This is a genomic window from Allobosea sp. 05T438, from assembly GCF_056396025.1.
In genome coordinates, this window is the sequence record NZ_JBFTKQ010000008.1 from 156,487 (window position 1) to 181,313 (window position 24,827).

Below are 24,827 nucleotides of genomic sequence, written 5' to 3' on the forward strand. Positions count from 1 at the left end.
CCGTTCATGACGGAGCAAAGCCCCATACGCCCGCCCGGCGCCCCGTCCAGCCTCGCGGAACTCGAGGCCCGGATCGCCTATGACCTCGCCTGCGCCGACTATCCCCGTTCGTCGTGGCTGCCGGCCCGCACGGATCGACGGGGACGCCATGTCCACGACGTCGTCATTATCGGAGCCGGACAGAGCGGACTGGCGGCTGCCTGGGCCCTGAAGCGGCTAAGAGTAGACGACGTCAGGATCTTCGATCGCGCTCCCAAGGGCTTCGAAGGTCCTTGGGACACCTATGCGCGCATGGAGACGTTGCGGACGCCGAAACACGTCACGGCGCTCGAAAGCGGAATGCCATCCCTATCGTTCCGGGCCTGGTATGACGCGAGCGGCTTTCAGCCGGGCTGGGAGGGATTGCAGCGTGCCCCACGCCGGATCTGGATGGAGTATCTGCGCTGGTTCAGACGGGTGCTCGGACTTGCCGTCGAGAACGAGGCGGAGCTGCTTGGGTTCTCCCCGACCGATGACGGCTTCATCGCGATCGATCTGCGGCGCGGAGCCGCCATTGAAACGGTCGTGGCTCGCAAGCTCGTCATGGCCACCGGCCTCGACGGCTGCGGTCGCTACGAGCCACCGCCGGCGCTCGTAAAGGGCCTGCCTGCGCATCTCCATGCCCATGCCTATCATGACATCGACTTTGCCCGGCTGGCGGGAAAGCGCGTTGCGATCCTCGGGATAGGTTCGGCAGCGACCGACAACGCCGCGGCGGCGCTGGAAGCCGGCTGCGCAAGTGCGGACCTCTTCGCGAGACGATCGCATCCGGTCAGCCTCGACGCGCGCGACTGGGTCGAGCATGCGGGCTTTCTGGGCTCGTTCGCGGACCTTGGCGATGCACTGAGATGGCGGGTGTCGCATCGGCTGGTCGGCGTGAGCTCCCCCGCTCCGCCCTGGAGCCTCGAACGTTGCGAGGCCTTTCCAAACTGCCGCTTTCATTTCGGCGCGGCCTGGCGGAAGCTCGAATGGACGGGAAAAGACATCGTCATCGACACGGCGAGGGGGGCATTCACCGTCGATTTCGTGATCTTCGCGACCGGAACGGACGTCGATCTGTCCAGGCGGCCGGAATTCACGGCACATGCTCCGTTCATCGCCTTGTGGCGGGACCGCTTCCAGCCTGAACCGGCAGAAGCCGTCGAGGACGCGCTTGCCTATCCCTATCTCGGCCAGGGCTACGAGCTGACCGAGAGGCGCGAAGGCACAGCCCCCTACCTGTCCGATGTCCACGTCTTCAATCACGCGGCCGTGGTCAGCATGGGCGTCGGTGCCGCGACCGTGACCGGATTGGCCTTTGCGGTCAGCCGGCTCTCGACCGCAATCGCCCGCGATCTCTATCGCGCGGTCGCTGCCGAGCATGTCGCAGCCATGCCCTGGCCGCCCTACGACACACCCACTCCACCTCATTTCCCGCCTCTGGAGGGCAATAGCGATGCTGACGATATGGGGACGCGCAAGCTCGATGAACGTGCGGAAGGTGCTCTGGTGCGCTGAAGAGCTTGGCCTCGCATACGAGCATATTCCGGCGGGCGCTCACTACGGCGTCGTCGACAGCGCAGACTTCCGAGCCCTCAATCCGAACGGCCTCGTACCCTTGATCCGCGACGGCGATGTCGTCCTGTGGGAGTCGAATACGATCGTGCGCTATCTCGGGGCTGCTTACGGCGACGAGGGCTTTGCGCCGACCGACGCCGCGCGCCGCGCCCAGGCCGAGAAATGGATGGACTGGACCTCGATCGCCTTCGCCCGGCCGTTTCGCGACGTGTTCTGGAACCTCGTGAGGGCCTCTCCGGAACAGCGGAACGACGAGGAGATCGCCAGAGGAACGAAGGAGGGAAACAGGCTGCTCGCCACGGTCGACCATGTCCTGGCGACGCAGCCGTTTCTGTCGGGCGATGATTTCGGGATCGGCGACATCCCGCTGGGCACGCTCTTGCATGGCTGGTTCGGGCTGCCGATCGACCATGCCGAGCTGCCCGCTCTGGCCGCCTGGCAGAAGCGGCTGGAGGAGCGTGTCGCCTATGGGCGGATTGCACTGATCCCGCTGGCCTAGATCTCTGATCCCGCCATCTAGCGTGACGTAGCCGTCACTGTTCGATTCACTCTGTCGGCGTTTGGGACGCGGCGAGCTCCGTTGGCTGGATCGGCAATCGGCTGCGCCTGCCGCCGTCAACGAAAAGTTGGAGGCGACTTGGGGGCTTGGTCCGGGTATGGTTTACCGGCAAGTGAGCGAGTACCGCCTGTTTCAGCGCTGACCGATAGACTATGGGGTGCCGGGCGCTGGGCCATTTGGTCACCCACCTCTGCCATTTCGCGGCTAGCGAACAGGCCCTTGTTCGGGAGCGAGCCGTGACAGGCGTTAGGCAGCGCTGCTCGCTCTGGGCTGATAGGTCATCGTCCTCGCGACGCCCTGTGCGGGGCGCTTTTCGCCGGCCAGCGCCTCGAAATCGAGATGGTTTTCGGGCGGGACCAGCGGGCAGGTGACGAAATTCGTGAAGGCGCATGGCAGCGCCACCGCATAGTTGAAATCGATCCAGTCGATGCGCGTGCAGGCCGCGTCGGCGAACTGCAATTCGATGACCCGCCCGGCGCCGTAGGTGATGGGCCCGCTGGTCTGATCGCGAACATGCGCAACGGGCTGCACGCCGGTCGGCGTGTCCTTGCCGATGAGCACGACGGTATGGGTCTTGCCGCCGTGCTCGAAGGTGAAGGTTCCCATCCGCGGCGTGTTCTCGCGCACGCCGGCCTCCACCGTCTCGGCCTCGAAGGCGACGCGCTCGGCCGGCGTGTAATGGCCGGGAATGCGCCAGGCGGGATCGTAGTCGAAGGCGGTGACGCCGGCATCCTCCAGGCGGGTCGCCTGGCGCGGGTCGCGCACGCGGACGCCATAGAGCTGCTGTCCGTCGTGCTTGGTCCGCACGATGGTCTCGACCTCGTTCACACCGAAATAGACCGGCACGCTATTGCCGTGACCATAGGTCTGGTTGCGCCCGGGAATGATCTCGACCGGCCCGGCGGGATATTCGCCGTTCACCGACAGGGTCGGCCCGGAAGCCGGCGGGGTGAAGATGACCCGGCCGTTCTCGACCGACCAGTTGCCGGGCAGCAGGTCGAACGTGACGTTCCGATCATTCTCCTCCAGCCAGTACTGCGCGACGAGCGAAGTCCAGCCATAGGGGCGGAACATCGTGGCGACATGGGCATAGCGCCATTCGCGCCACTGGCCTGCCAGGTGCTCGTTCGTGGGCATGTCCATGTTCCTTTCAAAAGCCAGTTGTCTGCTTGCGCGCCAGGGCATGGGCGGGCCCGGCTGGATCAGCGCCCGGTGATCTCGGCCAGGAAGGCGAGGACACCGCGCCAGGAGCCGTCATCGGCCCGGGCATTGCCCGAGGGCGTGCCGCCGCTGGTGTAGGGCACCTTCGAGACCGGGTGCTCGCGGCTCAATTGCGTGGTCGGCACGAAGGGCAGGTTGATGGCGTGGCCGGCATCGTCGAAATCGAGATGGCGGACCAGATGCGGATGGCCGTGCCGGTGCAGGGTCGAGACCACCATCCGGGAATAGAGGCTGGAGGGCCAGGCGCGATCGTCGCGGCCGGAGACCAGCAGCACGGGGCCCGCGATCTTCTCGACCGGGATACGCGCGCGCTCGGCCAGGGCGCGATCCTTCAAGCCCTCGAAGAAGACGGAGTGATGCCGGGTGGGCGGGGCATCGCCGGCCCAGGGGTGCCAGTGCACCGCCTTGTTGTCCTGCCAGAGATGCGGCAGCGGTTCGCCGCCCCTGGTCCAGGTCACGCCCTGCCAGCCGCCGCGTGCGGGGTCGCCGGCGCCTTGGGCGCCATGGACCATCGCGCCGGGCACATAGGCGATCACGGCCGAGACGAGATCGGGGAAGGTCGCGCCGAGCAGCAGAGCGAGTTCGCCGCCACGCGATTGGCCGCTGACCGCAACGAAGCCGTCGCGCGGTTGGAGTTCCTGATGGACCCAGCGCAGCCCTGCCTCGAGATATTCGAGCGGCGTTTCGGTGATGAAGGGTGAGAGGCCCGGCGCCTTGAAATAGCCGAGCGCGAAGGCCTGATAGCCATGAGAGGCGTAGAGCGCGCCGCGCGGCTCGTTGATGCCGCCGCCCGAGCCGTTGAGCACCATGACGACCGGATGCGGCCCCGGCCCAGCCGGCGTGAAGAGCGTGCCGACCAGGCCGTCCTCCCGGATTTCCCGCCGCGTCACGCCCGGCGCGGCGAAGCGCTGGAGGAGCTCCGCCTCGGCGCGGACGCCGTTTGCGGTCTCGGCCGTCAGCGTCGTCGATAGAGGGTGCATGACGTCGTCGGCGAAGAGCTCCTGGCTCGTGCCACCTTCCGGGTGCTGGCTCCAGAGCAGGCCCATCGCCGAGACTTCGGCGTAGTCGCCGCCGACCGGCGCGTCGCGGGTCAGATCGACCACGCCCTGTGCGTCGGCCATATAGGTCGCCTGGCTGTCCCAGAGGACGCCGCGCGAGCGCAACGTCCGGGCGGAGATGGCGACGAGTTCGTCGGGAGCGAGGCCGGAGATGGTGATGCGGCGCGGCTCGTCGATCAAACCATCGGCAGGCGTGACCGAAAGGACGGGCCGAGAGGTGAGGCTTGTCGTCATCATCAATCTCCTCGGTCCGTCATCCGGGCGAGATGGGCGTCGAGGCGCTGTGCGAACGCGGCGTCAAGCACCGCCTCGGCCGGCAATCCGCCGCCGCGCGGCCAGTGACCGCCACCGGCGGTCCAATCGCTCTTCAACCCGGCAAGCCTGGATTGCCAGTCGAGGCGCTCTCCGGCCGCAGCCGGATCGAAAGCGAGGACGAACACGCCTCGCCCTTTCGGATCGCCCCGGCCGCCGCCGGCGACCCCGGCCATGAGCTCCACCACGAGCCCGAGCAACGAGCCGATCTGGCCACCGCGCGGCAGGAGCGCCGCGACCTCGGCGGCGATGCTGGTCGGCATTCCCCCGCCATCCAGCGCGATCCCTTCCTGCAGTTCCCTGCCAGTGGCGCGAGCATTCCGGATATCGGCCATGGTGGCGCTGCTGCTGGCGACGTCGATGACCACGCGCTCCGGGCCCTGGCCCATGGCGATGGCGAGCGGGTTGGTGCCGATCACCGGCTGCGTACCGCCATGCGGTGCGACGAAAGGCGGCCCTTCGGCTCCGGCCAAGCCGACGAGGCCCGCATCGGCGATGTGGCGGACAAAGGGCGCGAGCCGGCCGAAGCCCCTGACACCGCGCAGGAAGACGGCCGCGATGCCGAATTGCCGGGCGGCGGCTTCCAGATCGAGCGTGGCGGTGGCGACGGCGAGCGGCGCGAAGCAGGAGGAGCAGTCGAGCCAGCGGATGGCCTGTCGTTGCTCGTTCGCCGGCAGGGGCGCGGTACCGGCCGTCCATTCCTCGAGCATGCCGACGCCGAAGCGCGGCAACCCGAGCACGTCGGCCTCGACCAGCGCCGAAGCGGCGAGCTTGGCTGCCGGGCTGCCACCGAGGGCGGCCGACAGCCGTGTTATCGCATCGGCGGCCGCGATCATTCGCCTGCACTCCGCGCCGCGCTGCCGATCCGGATCTCGCTTTCCGAGAGATAGCCCAGCGTCATCAGCCGTTCGATCAGGAACTCGCGGGCGCTCCGGATATGGGCGGTCTCGATCGCGGCGGCCCGTTCGCCGTCACCTGCTTCGATCGCATCGACGAGCGCGGTGTGCTCGTCGGAATGCTCGCCGGCCTTCACGGAAAAATCGATGGCGAAACGCAGGAGGCGTTCGAGCTCGTCGAACAGGTTCTCGGACAAGGCGATGACGCGCTTGTTGCGGCTGCAGCGGGCGATGGCGACGTGGAAGCGCCGCGCCACCTGCTGCATGGCGCCGACATCGAGCGGCGCGGCATATTCCCGGACGATCTGGCGCAGTTCGGCGATGTCGGCCGCCGTGGCGTAGCGTGCCGCCTGCCGCGCCGCATGCGGGCCGATCGCCGCCCGCAGGTCGAGGATCTCGTGCACGGCCTGGAAGGTGATGGCGGCGACGCGGTAGCCGCTGCGTGGCAGGATCGTCACCAGCCCGTCGGCCGCGAGCTTTTGCATGGCGTCACGCACCGGCGTCTTCGAGACTTCGTAGCGACGGGCGATGGCGGCGGCGTCGAGCGTCGTCCCCGGAGCGATCTCGCAGCGCATGATCTCTTGCCGGAGCGCAAGATAGATGCGCTCCGAAACGGGTGGGTGGTTGGTGGCGGCCGGGCCTGTGCCTACGGTCATGAGCTTCTGCCCCCGCCGCCGTCAGTGCTTCGCCCAGGGCACAAAGCGCCGTTCCAACGCCTCGAGCGCGAGGATGGTGAGGTAGCCCAAGGCCGAGATCACCACGATGCCGACGAACATCCGCGAGACTGCGAAGGTCTGCCACGACGCCCAGATGAAGAAGCCGACGCCACTGCGCGCTCCCAGGAACTCTGCCGCGGCGATGATGATGTAGGATGAGCCGGCGGCGAGCTTCAGCCCGGTGAAGATGCTCGGCAGCGCGGCCGGGAAGGCGATACGCCGGAAGGTCTGGAAGCGGCTCGCGCCGGCATTCTTCGCGACATCCATGTAGATCTGCGGCGTCTGCATCACCCCGCTCATGGTGTTGTAGAACATCAGGAAGAAGACGCCGATGGCGATGACGACGAACTTCGAGGCGTCGCCGACGCCGAAGATCAGCAGGATCAGCGGCAGGATGGCGATCTTCGGCACGGGGTAGAGAGCCGAGAAGATCGGTCCGAGTATCCGGCGGGTTGGCCGCGACAAGCCCAGGATGAGTCCCATGACGATGCCGGGAACGGCACCCATGGCGTATCCGACGCCGACGCGGCGCAGCGTGGCGCCGATATGATCGAACAGTTCGAAGCTCAGCACCATGCGCCAGGCGGTCTGGGCGATCGCGCTCGGGGCTGGGAAGAAGCGCCGGTCGATCAGATTGAGCTGGCTCGACAGCTCCCAGAGCAGCAACAGCAGGAGCGGGCTGAAATAGGAGGCGAGCCGGAAGAGCTGCTCGCGCCGGGCCGGCGCCTTGAGCCGGCGCAGCTCGTCTTCAGTCAGTGTCACGGGAACGGCGCTCATCTCATGCCCCCGCCCGAGAGGCCAGCAGCCGCCAGACCTCGTAGGTCAAATCCCAGAAGCGCTTGTCGCGCCGCATCTCGACAACGTCGCGCGGCCGCTCGAACGGCACATCGAGGTCGGCAACCAGGGTGCCCGGGCGTGGCGACATGACGAGCACGCGGTCGGCCAGCGTCAGCGCCTCGTCGACGCTGTGGGTGATGAAGACCACGGTCTTGCCGGTCGTTTCCCAGATGCGCAGCAACTCCTGCTGCAGGACGAGGCGGGTCTGCTCGTCGAGCGCGCCGAAGGGCTCGTCCATCAGCAGGATATCGCGGTCGTCGACCAGAGCGCGCGCCACCGAGACGCGCTGCTTCATGCCGCCGGAGAGTTGATGGGGGCGAGCCCCGGCAAAGTCGGCGAGCCCGGTGAGTGCCAGGAGGTCCCGGACCCGCGCATCCTGCTCGGCGCGGGAAGCGCCCTTGAGGCTCAGCGGAAAGGCGATGTTCTCCGACACGGTCAGCCAGGGCAGGACCGACGCTTCCTGAAAGACCATGGCCGGCGGGGTCTTGCTATGCAGCGTCACCGTGCCGCTGAGCTTCTGCTCGAGATCGGCCAGGATGCGCAGGACCGTGGTCTTGCCGCAGCCGCTCGGCCCGACGATGCAGACGAACTCGCCGCGTGCCACGGTAAAGCTGACATCGGAGACGGCCACGGTCACGCGGTCGCCTTCGCTGTCGTAGAACGCCTTGGTGAGGTGGCAGACCTCGATCGCCGGCCGGGCCGTTGCCATCGAGGCCGGACGCGCGATCTCGAGCACCGCCGCCGTCACGGCTTGCTCGCGACGAGCTCGTTGGCGCGCTTCAGGAGATCGACACGATAGACGGCATCGATCTTGGCCGGCCCCTTGTATTCGAGCGCGCCGCGCTTGCGGAAGAACTCTTCCTGCTCGCGCACCGAGGCCATGTCGATGGCGCCGTCCTCGGAGCGGACCGTGTAGGGGATGCCGCGCAGCGCATCGCGCTCGGTCCCGGTGTATTTGGCGACGATGTCGAGGATCTTGTCGTCCTTCCAGCCACCCTTGTCGAGCAGACGGGCGGCTTTGAGATAACCCGCCATGAAGCGAACCACCGCATCCTCGTTCTTGGCGACGAAGTCCTGGTTGAAGGCGATCAGGCCGAGCTCGGTGCCGAAGGTGTGGTCCTCGACCAGCCGGCGGCCGAGACCCTGCTTCTCCAGCTGCTGGGCGAAGGGCTCGATGCTCCAGCCCGCCTCGAGCCCGCCATTGGCGAAGGCGGCGGCTGTCGCCGGCGGCGGCAGGTGCACCGGCTCGACGTCCTCGATCGTCAATCCGCCCTTCTCCAGGGCCTTGGCGACGGAAAACATGCCGAAGCCGCTCGGTCCGGGAATCCCGACGCGCTTGCCTTTGAGCCCGGCGACGGTCCGGATGCCTGCGTCCCACGCCTTCTGCGAGACCATGAAGGGAGAGGGCGAGGGGACCGTAGACGGCATCCTGGCCGAAGTGGCGATGATCGCGACCGTGGCGCCGCGGTCGAGCGCATTGAAGAGGCCTGCGCCCCAGGTTGCTGCGCCGGCTTCGACATTGCCGGAAGCGAGCAACTGGATGGTCTCCGCTGTGCCGCCCTTCGGAGAGAGCGTCACCTCGATGCCGAAATCCTTGAAGAAACCGAGCTCTTTGGCGACGAAGAACGGCGCGTAATCGGCGAAGGGCGAATAAAGGAACTCGACCTTGGGCAGCTTCTGTGCCCGGGCGGCCGGGACGACCGAGGAAGCCAGGGCGGCGGCAGCCGCCGCTGCCATGAGATCACGACGACTGACTGACGGCATGCGCGATGCTCCTCTTGCGCCAGTACGGCTTTCCGGCGCCGGTCCCTGACGATCCTCTCACTCACCTGCAGGACGAGTATCCCGCCGATGAGCCGATTGTCAGAACCGGAGACGGTTGCTTACAACTGATGTATCAAACTCGCAATCTGATATTTTCATAGAAGGCCGAACGTCACTGGCGGGGCTGCGGGCTCTCTGGAAGGCATCCCGGCCGCGGATAAGCACGGATTTGCATCTGGTGTTTTCAGGCGAGAACAGGCGCATTAACCGCGGACAAGCTGGCGCAGGATTGGGATGCTCCCAGCGTCACAAGGCCGCCCATGAGCCGTTGCCCGCGAGCAGGCCGCCTGGGTCCGCTGCAGGGAGAGCGGCCCACGCGAAGGCCGCGGCCTGATTTGGCCAAAGGCAAGCCAAGACCAGGCCCAGCGGGGACTGACCGAGATCAAGGCACAGGGACCGAGCTTGTGGCACCAGAGGCGCCCATGCACCTGCCGATATTCGCCTTCGCCTGCGCATCGCTGCTTGCGACACCGGGTCCGACCAACACCTTGTTGGCGACCGCTGGCGCGGAAGCTGGATGGCGGTCCGCCAGATATCTGTTGGCTGCTGAGCTCGCCGGCTATCTGCTGGCCGTGACGATCTTGAGGGTCGTATTGGGTCCGGTGATCGCGGCGCAGCCGGGGTTCGCGTTGGCGCTGCAAGGCGTCGTCGTCGTGTATGTGCTTCATCTCGCCGTCGCGCTTTGGAGGCGCAGCAATGCGCACGTCCTCTCCGGGCAATCGATCACGTTTCGGCGGGTGTTGCTGACCACGCTGCTCAATCCGAAAGGATTGATCTTCGCGTTCGTTCTGCTTCCGGCGGCGGCCGATGGCATGCTGCTTTGGCTCGCTGTGCTTTCGGTCGAGATCGTTGCGATTGGCTTCGGTTGGATATTCCTCGGGAGCGCCTTCCACGCGAGGCTGCAGAATGCAGCCAACGCGAAGATCGGCTACCGTTTGAGCGCTGGAATGCTGGCCTGTCTCGCGAGCGCGGTCGCCACGCGCGTCATTGTGGCACTTTAACCTGTCCCAGCCTCGCCGACCGCAACTCGACGCGCGAATGGCCTCAGCGGCTCGGCAAGATGCGACCTGCCGCCGGGAGCGACGGCCAGTGCTCGCGTTGTAACCGACGGATATGCGATGGGCGGATCATCCACCTAGCGTATAGGCGGTCTTGACGGTTGTGTAGAACTCCTTGGCGTAGGCGCCCTGCTCGCGCGGGCCGTAGCTGGAGCCTTTCCGGCCGCCGAAGGGCACGTGATAATCGACGCCCGCCGTCGGCAGGTTGACCATCACCATGCCGGCCTCGCTGTTGCGCTTGAAATGCGTGGCGTGCTTCAGCGAGGTCGTGCAGATGCCGGAGGAGAGGCCGAACTCGGTGTCGTTGGCGAGGCTGAGCGCCTCGTCATAATCCTTGACGCGGACGATGTTGGCGACCGGGCCGAAGACCTCCTCGCGCGAGATGCGCATGGCGTTGGTGGTTTCGGTGAACAGCGCCGGCGCGAGGTAGAAGCCGGGGGTGTCGCGCTTCAGCAGCTCGCCGCCGAAGACCAGCTTGCCGCCCTCGTCCTTGGCGATCTGGATGTATTTCAGGTCCTGGTCGAGCTGGCTCTGGTCGACGACCGGGCCGATATGGGTGCCGGCCTTCAGCGCGTCGTCGACGACGACGCTCTTGAGGCGCTCGATGCAGGCCTCGACGAACCTGTCGTGGATGCCGGCCTGGACGATCAGGCGCGAGGACGCCGTGCAGCGCTGGCCGGTCGAGAAGAAGGCGCCGTTGACCGCGACCTCGACGGCAACCTTGAGGTCGGCGTCATCGAGCACGACGAGCGGGTTCTTGCCGCCCATCTCGAGCTGGACCTTCTTCATCGGGTTGGAGGCGATGCAGGCGGCCGCGACCTTGCGGCCGGTCGCGACCGAGCCGGTGAAGGAGATGGCGGTGACGTCCCTGTGCTCGAGCAGCGCCTGGCCGACGACCGAGCCGCGGCCCATGACGAGGTTGAGCGCGCCCTTGGGCAGGCCGGCGCGCTGGAGGATGTCGACCAGCGCCCAGGCCGAGCCGGGCACGAGGTCGGCCGGCTTGAGGACGACGCAGTTGCCCCAGGCGAGCGCCGGGGCGATCTTCCAGGCCGGGATCGCGATCGGGAAGTTCCAGGGCGTGATCATGCCGATGATGCCGAGCGGCTCGCGCGTCACCTCGACGCCGACGCCGGGGCGCACCGAGGGGATCATCTCGCCGCCCAGCCGCAGGCATTCGCCGGCGAAGAAGGCGAAGACCTGGCCGGCGCGGGTCGCCTCGCCGATGCCTTCCGCGAGCGTCTTGCCCTCCTCGCGCGAGAGCAGGCGGCCGAGCTCGTCCTTGCGGGCGAGGATCTCGTCCGAGGCCTTCTTCAGGATGTCGTAGCGCTCCTGCGGCGTCGTGCGGCTCCAGGCCGGGAACGCGGCCTTGGCGGCGGCCACGGCGTTGTTGAGGTCCTCGACCGTCCCTTGCGCGTACTCGCCGACCACGTCGTTGGTGTTGGAGGGGTTGATGTTGCGCGAGGCATTGGCCCCGCCGGCCCACTCGCCGGCAATGAGGTTCTTGAAGAATTCAGCCATGGTTATGTACTCGCTGGTGCCGTAGTGGAGAGACTGACGAAGTCAGCCTGCTTTCAAGATCGAGGCATGTAATGAAATCCGGCGGCACCCTGGCCGTTGGCAAATCTGCAAGCAATCGCCGATCATGCCGAAGAGGGCCTGTAGCTGATCGCGGGGCCGCCACCGAGGCCCTGCGCCGTCTTGCTGGCGCCCGCCAGTTGGGCGCATTCCTTGGCTATTCGCTTAGCGGACCGGCGGAGCGTATTGCAGGCCGCCCTTTGACCAAAGGCCGTTCTGACCGCGGACGATCTTGAGGGGGGAGCCCTGTCCGAAGTTCCGCTCGAAGGACTCTCCGTAGTTGCCGACATGCTTGACGATACGCGCAACCCAGTCAGGCGTCAGACCAATCTGCTCGCCAAACTTGCCCTCGGCCCCTAGCAAACGCTTGACCTCCGGATTGTCCGACTTGAGCTGCTGATCGACGTTTGCCTGCGTGACGCCAAGCTCTTCGGCGTTCAGCATCGCGAAGTGTGTCCACTTCACGAGATTAAACCATTGCGGATCGCTGCTGCGGACGGCCGGACCAAGCGGCTCTTTCGAGATGATCTCCGGGAGCACGAGGTGCTCATCCGGAGCAGCCAGCTTTAGACGGATGGAATAGAGACTCGACGCATCGTTCGTGATCGCGTCGCAACGACCCGCCTCGTAAGCAGTCATCGCCTCGTCCGAGCCGGCGAACGAGACGACCTCATACTTCAGATTGTTTGCCCGGAAATAGTCGGCGACGTTGAGCTCGCTTGTCGTGCCTTGCAGCGTGCAGACGGATGCGCCGGAGAGCTGGAGCGCGGAGTTCACGCCGAGCTTCTTGCGAACCATAAAGCTCTGGCCATCATAGTAGTTGACGCCGGTGAAAAGCACGCCGAGCGAAGCGTCGCGAGACATCGTCCAGGTCGTGTTGCGGATCAGCACATCGACTTCGCCCGATTGGACCACCGTGAAGCGATCCTTCGATACGAGGGGGATGTATCTGACCTTGCTCGGATCGTTGAAGATCGCCGAGGCAATGGCACGGCAATAATCGACGTCGAGCCCTGTCCAGTTTCCTTGCGCGTCCGGGACACCAAAGCCGGCAAGGCCGGTATGAACACCACAATTGAGAGCACCGCGCTGCTTGACCTGCCCCAAAATCGTCTGCGCGGAGACAGTGCTTGCAGCAGTCATGAGGCCGATAGCTGCGAGCAGAGTCGCGCCTGCGAACTTCTTCATCAATATTCCCCTGTAATATATCGATTCAGTTGCTCGGATTAATGAGCCTACCCATGCTGTCGAGCTCACACGTCCGCGCCCCTCGAGACGCAAGAGCGGGCCGCGCAGCAGCCCGCTCTGCTTCGGAATGATCGTCTGGCCTCACTCCGACTTGGCGATGAGCTCCGCCAGGATCTTTTCTTCTTCCGGCGTGAGGTCGACGAGCGGCGGCCGAACTGGACCAGCTTCAAACCCCTTCTGACGAACGCCAGCCTTGATCGCCGAGACCGCATAGCCCTTGTTGCGGCTGCGCAGCGCCATGAACGGGTAGAAGAAATCGCGCAGGATCTCCTCGCACCGCGCGCGGTTGCCGCCTCGCAGTGCCTTGTAAAATTCCACGGCCAACGCGGGGACGAAATTGAACACCGCCGACGAGTAGGTGGTAAAGCCCGCGCCCAGGTAAGCTTCGGCGAAGAGTTCCGCGGTCGGCATGCCACCGAGATAGGTCAGCCGATCCCCAAGTGTCGCAGTGATCTGGCGCACCAGGCCGATATCGCCCGACCCATCCTTGAAGCCGATCAGGTTCGGGCAGGCTTCCGCGAGCCGGGCGATCGTATCCGGGTGCAGGATCGAGTTGTCGCGATTATAGACCATCACGCCAATTCCGATGCTGTCGCAGACGGCCTTCACATGCGCGTAAAGACCGGCTTGCGGCGCATCGATCAGGTAGTGCGGCAGCAGCAGGATGCCGTCGGCGCCGGCCTTTTCCGCCGAGCGGGCGATATCCACCGCGATGCGCGTCCCATAGCCGCAACCTGCGACGATGGGGGTCTTACCCGCAGCTTCCTTCGCCGCCGATACGATCGACGGGATTTCCGAGGGAGCGAGCGAGAAGAATTCGCCCGTGCCACCGGCCGCAAACAGTGCCGCCGCCTCAAAGCCGGAGAGCCACTCGACATGGCGGCGATAGGGCTCGGCGGCGAAATCCCCCGAAGCATCGAAGGCGGTCACAGGGAAAGAAAGCAGTCCTGCGCCCAGCGCCGACTTCAATTCGATTGGATTCATATCGCAGCCCTCAGCCGATCGATGGAGTGGATCTGGCCCATCCGTACTGGGGCTGAGAGCGTCAGTCAATAACTTGTATGATAAATCTCACAACTGTCTGAGAAGTTTCCGATACCGCTGCTGACTTCCGTTGAGGTGGACCCGCATTGCCTCGCGGGCGTCCTCGACATCGCCGTTCGAAATCGCGGCCACGATTCGCCCGTGCTCCTCGACGAGGCGCTGGAGGTACTCGCTGCTGGTCCGTTCGGAGTTCGGTTCCCGCAGGGCCGAGCGCGGGATCATTCCCTCCCCCATGATCCGCAGAAATTCGACAAAGCGAGGGTTGTTGGTCGCTTCGGCAATGGCGAGATGGAGATCGAAATCCGCCTCGATTGTCGGCTGCTGGTTCTGGATGCAGGCGATGATGGCGTGATGCCGCTCAATGATCGCCTCCTCCTGCGCTGGAGAGCGTCGCTGAGCAGCGAGCGCTGCGGCCTCCATTTCGACGGGTGCGCGGAGCTCCAGCAGCTCGATGACCGAGGAAATGCGGGCATTATCGACATTCTGGAATGGCAGGACGGGCGCGGAAAGCGGCTCCAGGACGAAGACGCCGGCCCCTTGCCGGGGATCCACGAGGCCGTCCGCGCGCAACGCGGAGATCGCCTCCCGAATGACGGTGCGGCTGACATTATGCTCGACCGTCAATTTGGCTTCGCTCGGGAGTTTTTCGCCCGGCCGATACCGGCCTGATCGAATGGCCTCGCGGAGGGCTTGGCTTACCGAGGATGCAAGCGTGCTGCTCCCCCGCCTTGTATCCGCCGCCGCTTCGCGTCGCCCCGACATTTTACCCTCGAATCCTGCCAGCCAATCCTGTCGGCTCGCTGCATGATAGGCGATCAGAATGTATCTTGTCTGATGTTTATTTAGTCATTTGACAAGATCCTCAAACTTGTCATACGACATGAACGTCGCTAGCGGTGATCGGGCGACGGCTGCCGCCCGGCGGAGGCCGCCCGAGCTCAGCGATCGCGCCAAGGCATTTCAAAGGCCGGCGCAAAGAGGGAGGCGTTCAACCATGACCGACATGGCAATCGAAATGGCCGGCGTCGACAAGTGGTTCGGCAGTCATCAGGTTCTGACCCAGATCGACCTGTCGGTGGCCCGCGGCGAGCACATCGTCCTCTGCGGTCCGTCGGGTTCGGGAAAGTCGACACTGATCCGCTGCATCAACCATCTTGAAGGTACCCAGGCAGGTTCTATCCGCGTTGGCGGTATCGAGCTTGGCCGGGACGGATCCAACGTCGATCAGATTCGGCGCAATGTCGGGATGGTCTTCCAGCAGTTCAATTTGTTTCCCCATCTTACGGTTCTGGAGAATTGCACTCTGGCGCAGCGTCGCGTTCGGAAAACCAGTCCGGCCGACGCCAAGGCCCGCGCCATGCAGTATCTGGAGCGCGTCCGGATCGCCGAGCAGGCTGCCAAGTATCCCGCCCAGCTCTCCGGCGGGCAGCAGCAACGCGTTGCCATTGCGCGCGCTCTCTGCCTGGGGCCGGACATCATGCTTTTTGACGAGCCGACATCTGCCCTCGACCCGGAGATGGTCAAGGAGGTGCTCGATACGATGATCTCGCTGGCCGATGACGGGATCACCATGATCTGCGTCACGCATGAGATGGGCTTCGCCAGGGCCGTCGCTCATCGCGTCGTCTTCATGGATCAGGGGCGGATCATCGAGAGCGCTCCGCCAGGGGAATTCTTTGACTCTCCCAAGCACGAACGCACCCGCGCATTCCTCGGCCAGATCCTGAACCACTAGCGATTTCCGAACCGCACACCGCGCTGCGCGGTCCCGCTCAGTCCAAGCAGAGATATGGCTGAACCTCTCCCATGAAATATGCGATCGACTTCGGCCCCGTCCTCGCGGCCTGGCCAGAGCTCCTGAACGGCACATTCAGCACGCTGAAGATCTCGGCGATATCGATCGTGCTGGGTCTGGTCATGGGCATCGGCCTGATGCTGCTGCGCGCAGCCGACTGGGCGGCGTTGAAGGCATTCGCCCTTGGCTACATCGAGATCGTTCGAAACACCCCGTTCCTGGTCCAGGTGTTCTTCATCTTCTTCGGCCTGCCAGCGCTGGGGTATCGCCTGGGAACCGAGCAGGCCGCGATCCTGGCATTGTCGCTCAACTGTGCGGCCTACACAGCCGAGATCATCCGCGGCGGTCTCGATTCCATTCACAAAGGACAGTTCGAGGCGGGGCGCGCCCTCGGACTGAGCCGCATCGACATCTTTCGTTTCGTTATCTTTCGGCCGGCGGTTCGGGCGGTCTACCCGGCATTGTGCAGCCAGTTCATCCTGTTGATGCTCACATCGAGCATCGTGGCTTCGATCTCGGCCGAGGACCTCACCTACGCGGCTCAGACCATCGACGCTCAGACTTTCCGCTCCACGGAAGTCTATTTCGTCGTCGGCGCGATCTATCTCGCGCTCTCCCAGCTGCTGTCGCTTGTCCTGCAGGGGATCGGCCGCGTCTATTTTTCCTACCCGGTGAAGTGAGGCTCGAATGATCCGCCCGTTCGGCTTCAACGAATTCCTTTTTGTCCTCTCCCACGCGCAGTGGACCATTCTGCTGTCGCTCGTCTCTTTTGTGGTCGGAGGCATCGCAGGGCTTGGTGTGGCGCTCGCCCGGACGAGCAATTCTCCGTGGCTGAGGCGCGTAACGACCGTCTATATCCAGGTTTTCCAGGGCACGCCGCTGCTGGTGCAGCTGTTCTTCTTCTACTTCGGCCTGCAACTGGCAGGGCTTTCATTGGGCATCTGGGGCGCGCTCATCGTCGGCTTTTCGCTGCACACGAGCGCCTTCCTCGGCGAAATCTGGCGCGGCAGCATCGAGGCCGTGCCGAAGGGGCAGACCGAGGCGGCGAATGCTCTCGGTATCGGCTACGCCTCGCGAATGGTCGATATCGTGCTCCCGCAAGCGTTCCGGATCGCGATGCCGGCCACGGTGGGCTTCCTGGTCAATCTGATCAAGGGCACCGCGCTGGCGGCTCTCGTCGGCCTGACCGAGCTCACACGCTCGGGCCAACTCATGGCGAACATCACCTTTCAGCCGCTGCAAACCTACGCCGCGGTCGCGCTGATCTACTTCCTGATTTGCTTCCCGCTGACGCTCGCAAGCGCTCGGATCGAGAAGCGGCTTCACGCCGGTCGGTAACGCAAGATCCGCCGGGGTCGGCCCGGCTGAACAACGAGGGGAAAAGCGATGAAGAAGTTCGGCTTTACGCGCGCGGAAGTGCTTGCTCTGGCAGGCGGCGCAGTCGCGGCGCTGACGCTGGGAATTGCTCCCGCGAAGGCGATCACACCCGATGAGATCAAGGCCAAGGGCAAGATCGTCATCGGCGTGCAGATGGATCAGTTTCCCTGGGGCTTCATCAACGCCGCCGGCAAGAATGAAGGCTTCGACATCGAGATCTCGGAGCTCATCGCCAAGGAACTGGGCGTCAAGCCCGAGTTCGCCCGCATCACCGGCCAGAATCGCATTCCGCTGCTCACCAGCGGCACTGCTGACATCCTCGTCCCGTCGATGACGATCACCGAGGAACGCGCCAAGGTCATTCAGTTCGTGCTGCCTTATTCGGCCAACGACATCACCCTGTGGGCGAAGAAGGACGCGCCGATCAAAGGCAATGAAGACCTCGGCAAATACGTCATCGGCGTCAATCGCGGCAGCGTTTTCGATCCGATCCTCGTCAAGGCCGCTCCGGCCGGCACGCAGATCCGCCGCTTCGACGATGATGCATCGACGGTCCAGGCGCTTCTCGCCGGCCAGGTCGACGCCATTCTGGGCAGCGTGACCTACGGGCTCGTCATCAAGAGCACGGGTAACGACGGCAAGTACGAGCGGAAGTTCAAGGTCGCGGACAATTACCAGGGCATGGCGGTCCGCCAGGGCGACAAGCAGATGCTCGACTGGCTGAACGACTTCGTGAAGCGCCGGACCGCCGATGGCACGCTCGATGCGCTCTACAAGAAGTGGATCGGCGCCGATCGGCCGACGCTGCCGACCTCACTTCCCGGTGTGAACTTCACCGGTCAATAACGAGGAGCGGTTTCGCCGCGCCTTCCTCCAGATCGCTGTTTCCCGCCCGGGCCGAAATGGCCCGGGACCGGATAATTGCGCCCCGAACAAGTGTTCCAGAACGAGTGCACGGACATGACGACAGACGGCAAGCAGATCAGGGTCGGCGTCGATATCGGCGGAACCTTCACGGACGTCGCCATGGAAGTGGGCGCGGCTTTGTTTTCCACCAAGGTCCTGACCAACTACGCCTTCCCGGAGCAGGCGATCGTTGACGGCATCCGCCAGGTGGCGGAGCTGGCCAATGTCTCTTTGGATCAGGTCGATACCGTCATCCACGGCACGACCCTGGCCACCAATGCCCTGATCGAGCGGCGCGGCGCCCGCACGGCCTTCATCACGACCAAAGGCTTTCGAGACGTCATCGAGATGCGGACCGAAAGCCGGTTCGAGCAGTATGACCTCAATATCGTGCTTCCTGCCCCGCTGGTGCCACGCGATGAGCGCTTCGTTCTCGACGAACGGATTTCGGCCGAGGGCACCGTGCTGAAGGCTATCGACGACGCTGAACTCGACGCGCTCTGTGACCGCATCGCGGCCGGCGGCTTCGAAAGCGTCGCCGTCGGCTTGATCCACTCCTACATCGACGGCCGCCACGAGAGGCAAGTGCGCGACCGGCTTCTCGCTCGCCTGCCCAATGTCGCCGTCTCGATCTCCTCGGAAGTCTCGCCGCAGATGCGGGAGTTCCAGCGCTTCAATACGGTCTGCGCCAACGCCTATGTGAAGCCGCTGATGGCTTCCTATCTCAACCGGCTCGTCGGCCGCCTGCGCGACGAAGGGCTCACCTGCCCGGTCTTCATGATCCACTCGGGCGGCGGCATCATCAGCGTCGAAAGCGCGATCGAGTTTCCGGTCCGTCTGCTCGAGTCTGGCCCGGCCGGCGGCGCGATCTTTGCCGCGCACATTGCCGCGCGCTACGGCCTCGACAAGGTCCTGTCCTACGACATGGGCGGCACGACCGCGAAAATCTGCCTGATCGAGGGACAGGTTCCCAAGACCGCGAAGACCTTCGAGGTCGCCCGGACCTATCGCTTCAAGAAGGGCTCGGGCATGCCGATTTCGATCCCCGTGATCGAAATGGTCGAAATCGGAGCCGGCGGCGGCTCGATCGCAAGCGTCGACTCCATGCGGCAGATCCGGGTCGGCCCCCATAGCGCCGGTTCCGAGCCCGGGCCCGCCTGCTACGGCCGCGGCGGCGACCGGCCGACTGTCACGGATGGCGACCTCGTTCTCGGCCGCCTCGATCCGAACGAGTTTGCGGGCGGTGCCATCAAGCTCTCGACCGAGGCGTCGCAGAGCGCGCTCGATCGCGAGATTTCCGGCAAGCTGTCGATCGACACCGCGACCGCCGCTTTCGGCCTCAGCGAAGTCGTCGACGAGAACATGAGCAATGCGGCACGCATGCACGCCGTGGAGAACGGCAAGGAGCTGGCCGAGTTCACCATGATCGCCTTCGGCGGCGCGGCGCCCATCCACGCTGCACGTCTCTGCGAGAAGCTCGGCGTCGATGAACTGATCATTCCGCCCGGTGCCGGCGTCGGATCCGCTATCGGCTTCCTGCGCGCTCCCTTCGGTTTCGAGTCGGTGCGCAGCGCCTATCTCCGTCTGACACGCTTCGATGCTCAATCGGTCAACACGCTCATTCGCGAGCTTTCCGAGGAGGCGACGTCCTTCGTCCGCAGCGGTGCGCCCGATGCGGTGCCGACGCTCGAATGCACGGCTTACATGCGCTACGTCGGTCAAGGCTGGGAGGTTCCGGTCACGGTCGAGGTTCGCGACTACGCCCAGGCAGACGGAGCGCATTTCCGTGGCCTGTTCGATGAGGCGTATGAGCGCTTCTTCGGGCGCCTCATCGACGGTCTCGATGTCGAGATCGTCAGCTGGTCGCTGCGCGCCACCTCCGAGGTTCCGCCGGTGGACCACGTCGCCTGGGCCAGCGAGCCGAGGACGATCGCCGCGCCGGCCAAGCGCCCGATCTTCGACAGTCAGATCGCAGCATTCCTCGAGGCCGGCATCGTAGCGAGAGCCGACATGAAGACCGGAGATCTGGTCTCGGGTCCGGCCGTCATCACCGAGCGCGAAACCTCCACCATCGTCACAGCCAGCCGCGAGGCGATCATGCAGGCCGATGGCTGCCTGCTCCTGCGCAATAAGCGCACCGTCTGAGGGAGATCGGCATGAGCAACAACGCGCTTTCCAACGTCCACATGCAGATCATGTGGAACCGCCTGATCTCCGTCGTCGAGGAGCAGGCCGTCACCTTGATCCGCACCGCCTTCTCGACCTCGGTGCGAGAATCCGGCGACCTTTCGGCGGGTGTTTTCAACCAGGCCGGTCAGATGATCGCCCAGGCAGTGACCGGCACGCCCGGCCACGTGAATGCGATGGCCGAGGCCGTCGGACACTTCATCAACGACATCGGCCGCGAGAACATCTTCGAGGGCGACGTCTACATCACCAACGATCCGTGGAAGGGCACAGGGCACCTGCATGATTTCACGGTCGTCTCGCCCTCGTTCCGCAACGGTTCGCTGATCGGCTTCTTCGCCTGTACCGCCCATGTGGTCGATGTCGGCGGCCGTGGCTTCGGCCCCGACGCCAACGAGGTGTACGAAGAGGGCATCTTCATCCCGATCATGAAGTTCGCCGAGCGTGGCACGGTGAACAAGGATCTCGTCAACATCCTGCGCAACAACGTTCGTGAAGCGCACCAGGTCGTCGGCGACGTCTATTCGCTCGCGGCCTGCAACGAGATCGGCCACCGCCGTCTCATGGACATGATGGACGAGTTCAAGCTCATCGATCTCGAAGGGTTGAGCGAGTTCATCTTCGAACGGAGCCTGCAGGCAACCCTGGAACGCCTCGCGGCGCTCCCGCACGGCAGCTACGACAATGTCATGCGGGTCGATGGCTACGGTTCCCCCATCGATATCGCGGTCCGCATGGATGTCGCCTCCGATCACATCCTGGTGGATTTCGCCGGCACATCGGCTCCGAGCCCGCTCGGCATCAACTGCCCGGTCATCTACTCGGCCGCCTATGCCTGCTACGCCCTGAAGTGTTCGCTGGCGCCCGAGATTCCGAACAACTACGCATCGCTGCTGCCTTTCAAGGTCGCGGCTCCGGTCGACTGCATCCTCAATGCACAGCGCCCGGCTCCGGTGGCCGTTCGCCACGTCCTCGGCCATCTGGTCCCGGATGCAGTCCTGGGCGCCGTGCACAAGATGTTGCCCGGCACCGTCCCCGCCGAAGGCTCCGGCGCGCTCTGGAACCTGCATGTCAGCGTCCGTCCGCTGAAGGGCGCGAATGCCCCCGCCGACGGCGGCCAGCGTGCCGAAGTGCTGCTCTTCAACTCCGGAGGCGCGGGCGCTCGCCCGGCACTCGACGGTCTTTCTGCCACGGCTTTCCCGAGCGGCGTGCACTCCATGTCGATCGAAGCCACCGAGCATGTCGGTCCGGTCGTGTTCTGGCGCAAGGAACTGCGGGACGGCTCGGGCGGCAATGGCCGATATCGTGGTGGCCTGGGACAGGTGGTCGAGATCGCTCCCAAGCCGGGCCATGAGATTTCGTTCAATGCCATGTTCGATCGCATCGAACATCCTCCGCGCGGCCGCGAGGGGGGCGAGAACGGCGCACCGGGTTCCGTTCATCTCGACGACGGCACGGTGTTGCGAGCCAAGGGGCGCCAGCACGTGCCGGCGGGACGCCGCCTCGTGCTCGAATTGCCCGGCGGTGGCGGCTATGGCCGTCCGTCCGAGCGCGAGGCTGAGGCCAGCTCTCGCGATCGTCGCCTCGACTACGTAACCGCCTGAATGCCGCTCGCAGGACATTCGACGATGAACTACGAAAACAGCATCATTCGGCAGGTGAAGCCATCGCCCTCGATGGCGATCTCGCTCCAGGCACGAAAAATGACGGCCGAGGGGCGCCCGGTCATCGATTTGAGTCTCGGTGAGCCGGACTTCAACACGCCGGACCACATCATCGAAGCTGCCTACGCCGCGGCGCGCGCCGGGCAGACGCGATACACCGCCGCGGACGGGACGCCAGAGCTCAAGAAGGCGATTGCCGAAAAGTTCGCCCGCGAAAACGGGCTCGGCTACAAGCCAACGGAGATCTCGGTCGCGAACGGGGCCAAGCAGATCATCTTCAACGCGCTGATGGTGACGCTCGAAGAAGGCGACGAAGTCCTGGTGCCGGCTCCCTATTGGGTGTCCTACACTGACATGGTTCTGCTGATGCGCGGCGTGCCGAAGGTCGTCGCGTGCACCGCGGAGACCGGCTTCAAGATCACGCCGCAGGTTCTGCGCGCCTCGCTCACGCCGAAGACGCGCTGGCTCATCCTCAACGCCCCTTCCAACCCAAGTGGCGCAATCTACGATGAGGCGGAGCTCAAGGCGCTGGGCGGCGTGCTCGCCGATTTCCCCAATGTGTTGGTCATGTCGGACGAGATCTACGAGCACATTCTCTATGATGGGCGTCGTTTCACATCCTTCGCCAAGGCATGCCCGGAGCTTCGTGACCGCACGCTGATCGTCAATGGCGTCTCCAAGGCCTATGCGATGACAGGGTGGCGGATCGGCTATGCCGCCGGTCCTGAAGGCCTCATCAAGGCGATCGGAAAGCTGCAGTCGCAAAGTTCGAGCAACCCCTCGTCGGTCTCGCAGGCCGCAGCCCTGGCGGCTTTGACCGGCCCGCAGGATTTCGTAGGCAAGGCGGGTGCGGAATACGCAAAACGCCGCGATCTGGTCGTGGCCGCGCTGGTTGCCGTGCCCGGCCTGCGGATCGTTCGCCCCGAGGGCGCATTCTACGTCTTCGTCGACGTCTCCGGCCTGATCGGGAGGTCGACACCTCAAGGGAAGCGGATCGAAAATGACGCCGACATGTCGTCCTACCTGCTGGAGCAGGGGGAGGTGGCCAGTGTGCCGGGGAGCGCTTTCGGCCTGGACGGACACGTCCGGATTTCCTTCGCTGCTTCCGAGCAATCGCTGAAAGAAGCATGTCGGCGGATCGGAGCCGCAGTCGCCAGCCTTTGACCGGATCAAGCGCCGATGGACGCGGTCGAGCAGACGCTCGGTGTCCGGAAATTGCTTAGTGCGCTCGCGGACATCGAGCCGGCCGAGCTGCCGACCTGGGAGGCAAGCCGACAACGGCCTTCCGGCCGCAAGCGGACCTTCGGAGCGAGAAGGCGGCACGCCGGCAATCGACCTGTTCCGAAAGCTCAGCTTCTTCGGAGCATTGGAACAAGCCGCTTCGAGGCTGCGGCTCGCCGGCTCGGGCTTTGCCCGGTCTGCTCGCATGTCTTCATGCCGGGCAAGCATCCGCGAGTGACCGACGCCGTGGTAGCTGGATCGGGTCGGTCCGACGCGGATGAAAGGTTGCCAGCGCGTTTGGCGCAAAATGGCAAGACCGGGTGACCTGCCTATGCACGAAATGATCCGAGCAAAGTTCGTCCGCCAATCCTGCAGCAATCGGTTGGGCGGCGGCTTCGACTATCTGGCGGCGCCGACAGATCAAAGCCCAGAACGACGTTCGCCCGGATCTGGTTGCTGGAGGATCGATGGAGCGTGATATGGCTGAGATCGCGATCGTCGCAGTGGGAACGGTTGTCTATACACTGACTTGCTGGGTCACTCTTGCCCATTTCGGTGTTCATCGCTGAGCCTCGCCATAGGCGAGCGCCCGGTGCTTTGTGGGATGGCCCGTTATTGCCCGGACAAGGCTGCGGCCTCGGCAGCGCAGCCGGGCGTCGGGGTGACCTGCTTCGCCTTCGCAGCCTTTACTTCCGCTTTCGCGGCTTTGAGGTCGACGAGGAAAGCCGGGTCGGTTTGCAGCCGCGCAACCGTCGCCGCGCCCATGATGCGCCCCGCATCGACATCGCTCTGCCAATGGGCGTCGCAGATCACGCGGCTCTGCCCGAATTCGATGCCGCGCTTGAGCAGCGCATCCGCGCGCTCGGGATTGATCTGCGCGAAGACGAGAGCCCAGCCCCAGCCGGCGGCCGTGTGGCCGGACGGGTAGGAGCCGTCACTCCGCAGGATCGCCTCCTGATCAGCCCGGCAGGTCGCTTCGTTGTGAACCACGAAGGGGCGGGTCCGGTTGTATTTGTTCTTCACGCCATAGGTGGAGAGGCCGAAATCCGACAGCATCTTCTGCATCATCGCGTAGAGGCGCGGGGTCTGCTTGCTGTCGATCCTGACCCCCATCGCGCAGGAGAAATTGTCGGCGGCCTGCGGAAAGGCGAGATCGGCGTCGGTATAGGCGAGCTTCCAGCGCGCGGTGTTGCGCAAGGGGAGCGTCGCCTTGCGTGTTTCTTCGTCCCGGGCCAGCGCAGCCGAATTCGCCTCGGGCGGCGGGCCAAGCAGGACCAGGCTGTTCGGCAGGTCGGTGCGCTTGAGATAGCCCGGTGCGATCTTGAAATGCGGGTCGGTGACCTTCGTCTGCGCTTCGCCCGTCTGCGCGAACGCCTGTCCGCAGAACGCGAATAGCGCCAGCAGAGAAACATGGGCGGCCCTCACAGCAGTCCCGGTCATCGACATTCCCATTCCTTTCGACATGGCTGAACTCATGAACGCCCGGTCAGAACCGGTATGTTGCCGCGACCGCAGGCCCGTGCTGCATCACGTCGTAGGGATTGGGCGCCCTGTCCGCCGTGCGAGCGCCGCTCCCGCGAGTGCGATCTCCTCGCGCCGTCCGTGCCTGCGAGAGCGCTTACGGGCGCTGCAGGCACGATCGCCTCGATCGGCAGGCGAATTCCGTTGCGCGCATTTCGTGCATGGGCAGCCTGCTCGTCTTGCCATTTCGCGCCAATCGGGACCGGCTATGC

General features: G+C 64.9%; 23 protein-coding genes. 11 read left to right on the top strand and 12 right to left on the bottom strand.

What is annotated here, in order from left to right:
- The first annotated feature begins 6 nt into the window (after positions 1-6).
- Positions 7-1,536, top strand: a complete 1,530-nt coding sequence (locus AC1DIN_RS17720; protein ID WP_476810741.1) for an FAD/NAD(P)-binding protein — start codon at positions 7-9, stop codon at positions 1,534-1,536.
- Positions 1,505-2,095 carry a glutathione S-transferase family protein gene (locus tag AC1DIN_RS17725; RefSeq protein ID WP_476810742.1) on the top strand — a complete coding sequence of 197 codons (591 nt, stop codon included), beginning with the start codon at positions 1,505-1,507 and terminating at the stop codon, positions 2,093-2,095. The genes AC1DIN_RS17720 and AC1DIN_RS17725 overlap by 32 nt, the downstream gene beginning before the upstream one ends.
- A gap of 306 nt (positions 2,096-2,401) precedes the next feature.
- Here AC1DIN_RS17725 and AC1DIN_RS17730 read toward each other — a convergent pair whose 3' ends face one another.
- The 7 genes from AC1DIN_RS17730 to AC1DIN_RS17760 all read right to left on the bottom strand — a co-directional run bounded on the left by AC1DIN_RS17730 (position 2,402) and on the right by AC1DIN_RS17760 (position 8,959).
- Positions 2,402-3,292 (bottom strand): DUF1684 domain-containing protein, encoded by an 891-nt coding sequence (locus AC1DIN_RS17730; protein WP_476810743.1) that lies wholly within the window; start codon positions 3,290-3,292, stop codon positions 2,402-2,404.
- 65 nt (positions 3,293-3,357) lie between these two features.
- Positions 3,358-4,668 carry an acyl-CoA thioesterase/BAAT N-terminal domain-containing protein gene (locus AC1DIN_RS17735; protein ID WP_476810744.1) on the bottom strand — a complete coding sequence of 437 codons (1,311 nt, stop codon included), beginning with the start codon at positions 4,666-4,668 and terminating at the stop codon, positions 3,358-3,360.
- 2 nt (positions 4,669-4,670) lie between these two features.
- Positions 4,671-5,582 (bottom strand): Ldh family oxidoreductase, encoded by a 912-nt coding sequence (locus AC1DIN_RS17740; RefSeq protein ID WP_476810745.1) that lies wholly within the window; start codon positions 5,580-5,582, stop codon positions 4,671-4,673.
- Complete coding sequence (locus tag AC1DIN_RS17745; protein WP_441472831.1) at positions 5,579-6,298, bottom strand: GntR family transcriptional regulator; 720 nt, start codon at positions 6,296-6,298, stop codon at positions 5,579-5,581. The genes AC1DIN_RS17740 and AC1DIN_RS17745 overlap by 4 nt, the downstream gene beginning before the upstream one ends.
- Positions 6,299-6,319: 21 nt before the next feature.
- Positions 6,320-7,135, bottom strand: coding sequence for an ABC transporter permease (locus AC1DIN_RS17750; RefSeq protein ID WP_476810746.1), 816 nt, complete (start codon positions 7,133-7,135; stop codon positions 6,320-6,322).
- Position 7,136: 1 nt separating this feature from the next.
- Entirely contained in the window at positions 7,137-7,943 is an 807-nt protein-coding gene (locus AC1DIN_RS17755) for an ABC transporter ATP-binding protein (protein WP_476810747.1), read from the bottom strand.
- Complete coding sequence (locus tag AC1DIN_RS17760; protein WP_476810748.1) at positions 7,940-8,959, bottom strand: ABC transporter substrate-binding protein; 1,020 nt, start codon at positions 8,957-8,959, stop codon at positions 7,940-7,942. The genes AC1DIN_RS17755 and AC1DIN_RS17760 overlap by 4 nt, the downstream gene beginning before the upstream one ends.
- Before the next feature lie 482 nt (positions 8,960-9,441).
- Here AC1DIN_RS17760 and AC1DIN_RS17765 point away from each other — a divergent pair, with 482 nt between their 5' ends.
- Entirely contained in the window at positions 9,442-10,020 is a 579-nt protein-coding gene (locus AC1DIN_RS17765) for a LysE family translocator (RefSeq protein WP_476810749.1), read from the top strand.
- Between the two features lie 126 nt (positions 10,021-10,146).
- Here AC1DIN_RS17765 and AC1DIN_RS17770 read toward each other — a convergent pair whose 3' ends face one another.
- The 4 genes from AC1DIN_RS17770 to AC1DIN_RS17785 form a co-directional block, all read right to left on the bottom strand.
- A complete protein-coding gene (locus AC1DIN_RS17770; protein ID WP_476810750.1) occupies positions 10,147-11,595 on the bottom strand; it encodes an aldehyde dehydrogenase family protein in 1,449 nt (482 codons plus the stop codon).
- A gap of 222 nt (positions 11,596-11,817) precedes the next feature.
- Positions 11,818-12,840, bottom strand: a complete 1,023-nt coding sequence (locus AC1DIN_RS17775; RefSeq protein ID WP_441473450.1) for an amino acid ABC transporter substrate-binding protein — start codon at positions 12,838-12,840, stop codon at positions 11,818-11,820.
- A 141-nt stretch (positions 12,841-12,981) separates the two neighbouring features.
- Positions 12,982-13,884 (bottom strand): 5-dehydro-4-deoxyglucarate dehydratase, encoded by a 903-nt coding sequence (gene kdgD / locus AC1DIN_RS17780; RefSeq protein WP_441473449.1) that lies wholly within the window; start codon positions 13,882-13,884, stop codon positions 12,982-12,984.
- An 87-nt stretch (positions 13,885-13,971) separates the two neighbouring features.
- Positions 13,972-14,706, bottom strand: a complete 735-nt coding sequence (locus AC1DIN_RS17785; protein WP_441473448.1) for a FadR/GntR family transcriptional regulator — start codon at positions 14,704-14,706, stop codon at positions 13,972-13,974.
- Between the two features lie 232 nt (positions 14,707-14,938).
- Here AC1DIN_RS17785 and AC1DIN_RS17790 point away from each other — a divergent pair, with 232 nt between their 5' ends.
- From AC1DIN_RS17790 to AC1DIN_RS17825, 8 genes are all read left to right on the top strand, one after another.
- Positions 14,939-15,679 carry an amino acid ABC transporter ATP-binding protein gene (locus AC1DIN_RS17790; RefSeq protein WP_441473447.1) on the top strand — a complete coding sequence of 247 codons (741 nt, stop codon included), beginning with the start codon at positions 14,939-14,941 and terminating at the stop codon, positions 15,677-15,679.
- Positions 15,680-15,750: 71 nt separating this feature from the next.
- On the top strand, positions 15,751-16,419 hold the full coding sequence (locus tag AC1DIN_RS17795) for an amino acid ABC transporter permease (protein WP_441473446.1): 669 nt from the start codon (positions 15,751-15,753) through the stop codon (positions 16,417-16,419).
- A 7-nt stretch (positions 16,420-16,426) separates the two neighbouring features.
- Entirely contained in the window at positions 16,427-17,077 is a 651-nt protein-coding gene (locus AC1DIN_RS17800; RefSeq protein WP_476767089.1) for an amino acid ABC transporter permease, read from the top strand.
- Between the two features lie 48 nt (positions 17,078-17,125).
- The gene (locus AC1DIN_RS17805; RefSeq protein WP_441473444.1) at positions 17,126-17,962 is read left to right on the top strand and encodes a transporter substrate-binding domain-containing protein; all 837 of its coding nucleotides are present in this window, start codon (positions 17,126-17,128) and stop codon (positions 17,960-17,962) included.
- Between the two features lie 114 nt (positions 17,963-18,076).
- Positions 18,077-20,167: a hydantoinase/oxoprolinase family protein gene (locus AC1DIN_RS17810; RefSeq protein WP_476810751.1), complete on the top strand. Its 2,091-nt coding sequence runs from the start codon at positions 18,077-18,079 to the stop codon at positions 20,165-20,167.
- Positions 20,168-20,178: 11 nt separating this feature from the next.
- Positions 20,179-21,813: a hydantoinase B/oxoprolinase family protein gene (locus AC1DIN_RS17815; RefSeq protein ID WP_441473442.1), complete on the top strand. Its 1,635-nt coding sequence runs from the start codon at positions 20,179-20,181 to the stop codon at positions 21,811-21,813.
- A gap of 24 nt (positions 21,814-21,837) precedes the next feature.
- Positions 21,838-23,037, top strand: coding sequence for a pyridoxal phosphate-dependent aminotransferase (locus tag AC1DIN_RS17820; protein ID WP_476810752.1), 1,200 nt, complete (start codon positions 21,838-21,840; stop codon positions 23,035-23,037).
- A gap of 15 nt (positions 23,038-23,052) precedes the next feature.
- On the top strand, positions 23,053-23,418 hold the full coding sequence (locus AC1DIN_RS17825; RefSeq protein WP_476810753.1) for a hypothetical protein: 366 nt from the start codon (positions 23,053-23,055) through the stop codon (positions 23,416-23,418).
- Positions 23,419-23,706: 288 nt separating this feature from the next.
- Here the strand turns inward: AC1DIN_RS17825 and AC1DIN_RS17830 are convergent, their stop codons facing one another.
- Entirely contained in the window at positions 23,707-24,534 is an 828-nt protein-coding gene (locus AC1DIN_RS17830) for an acid phosphatase (protein ID WP_476810754.1), read from the bottom strand.
- Positions 24,535-24,827 lie beyond the last annotated feature (293 nt).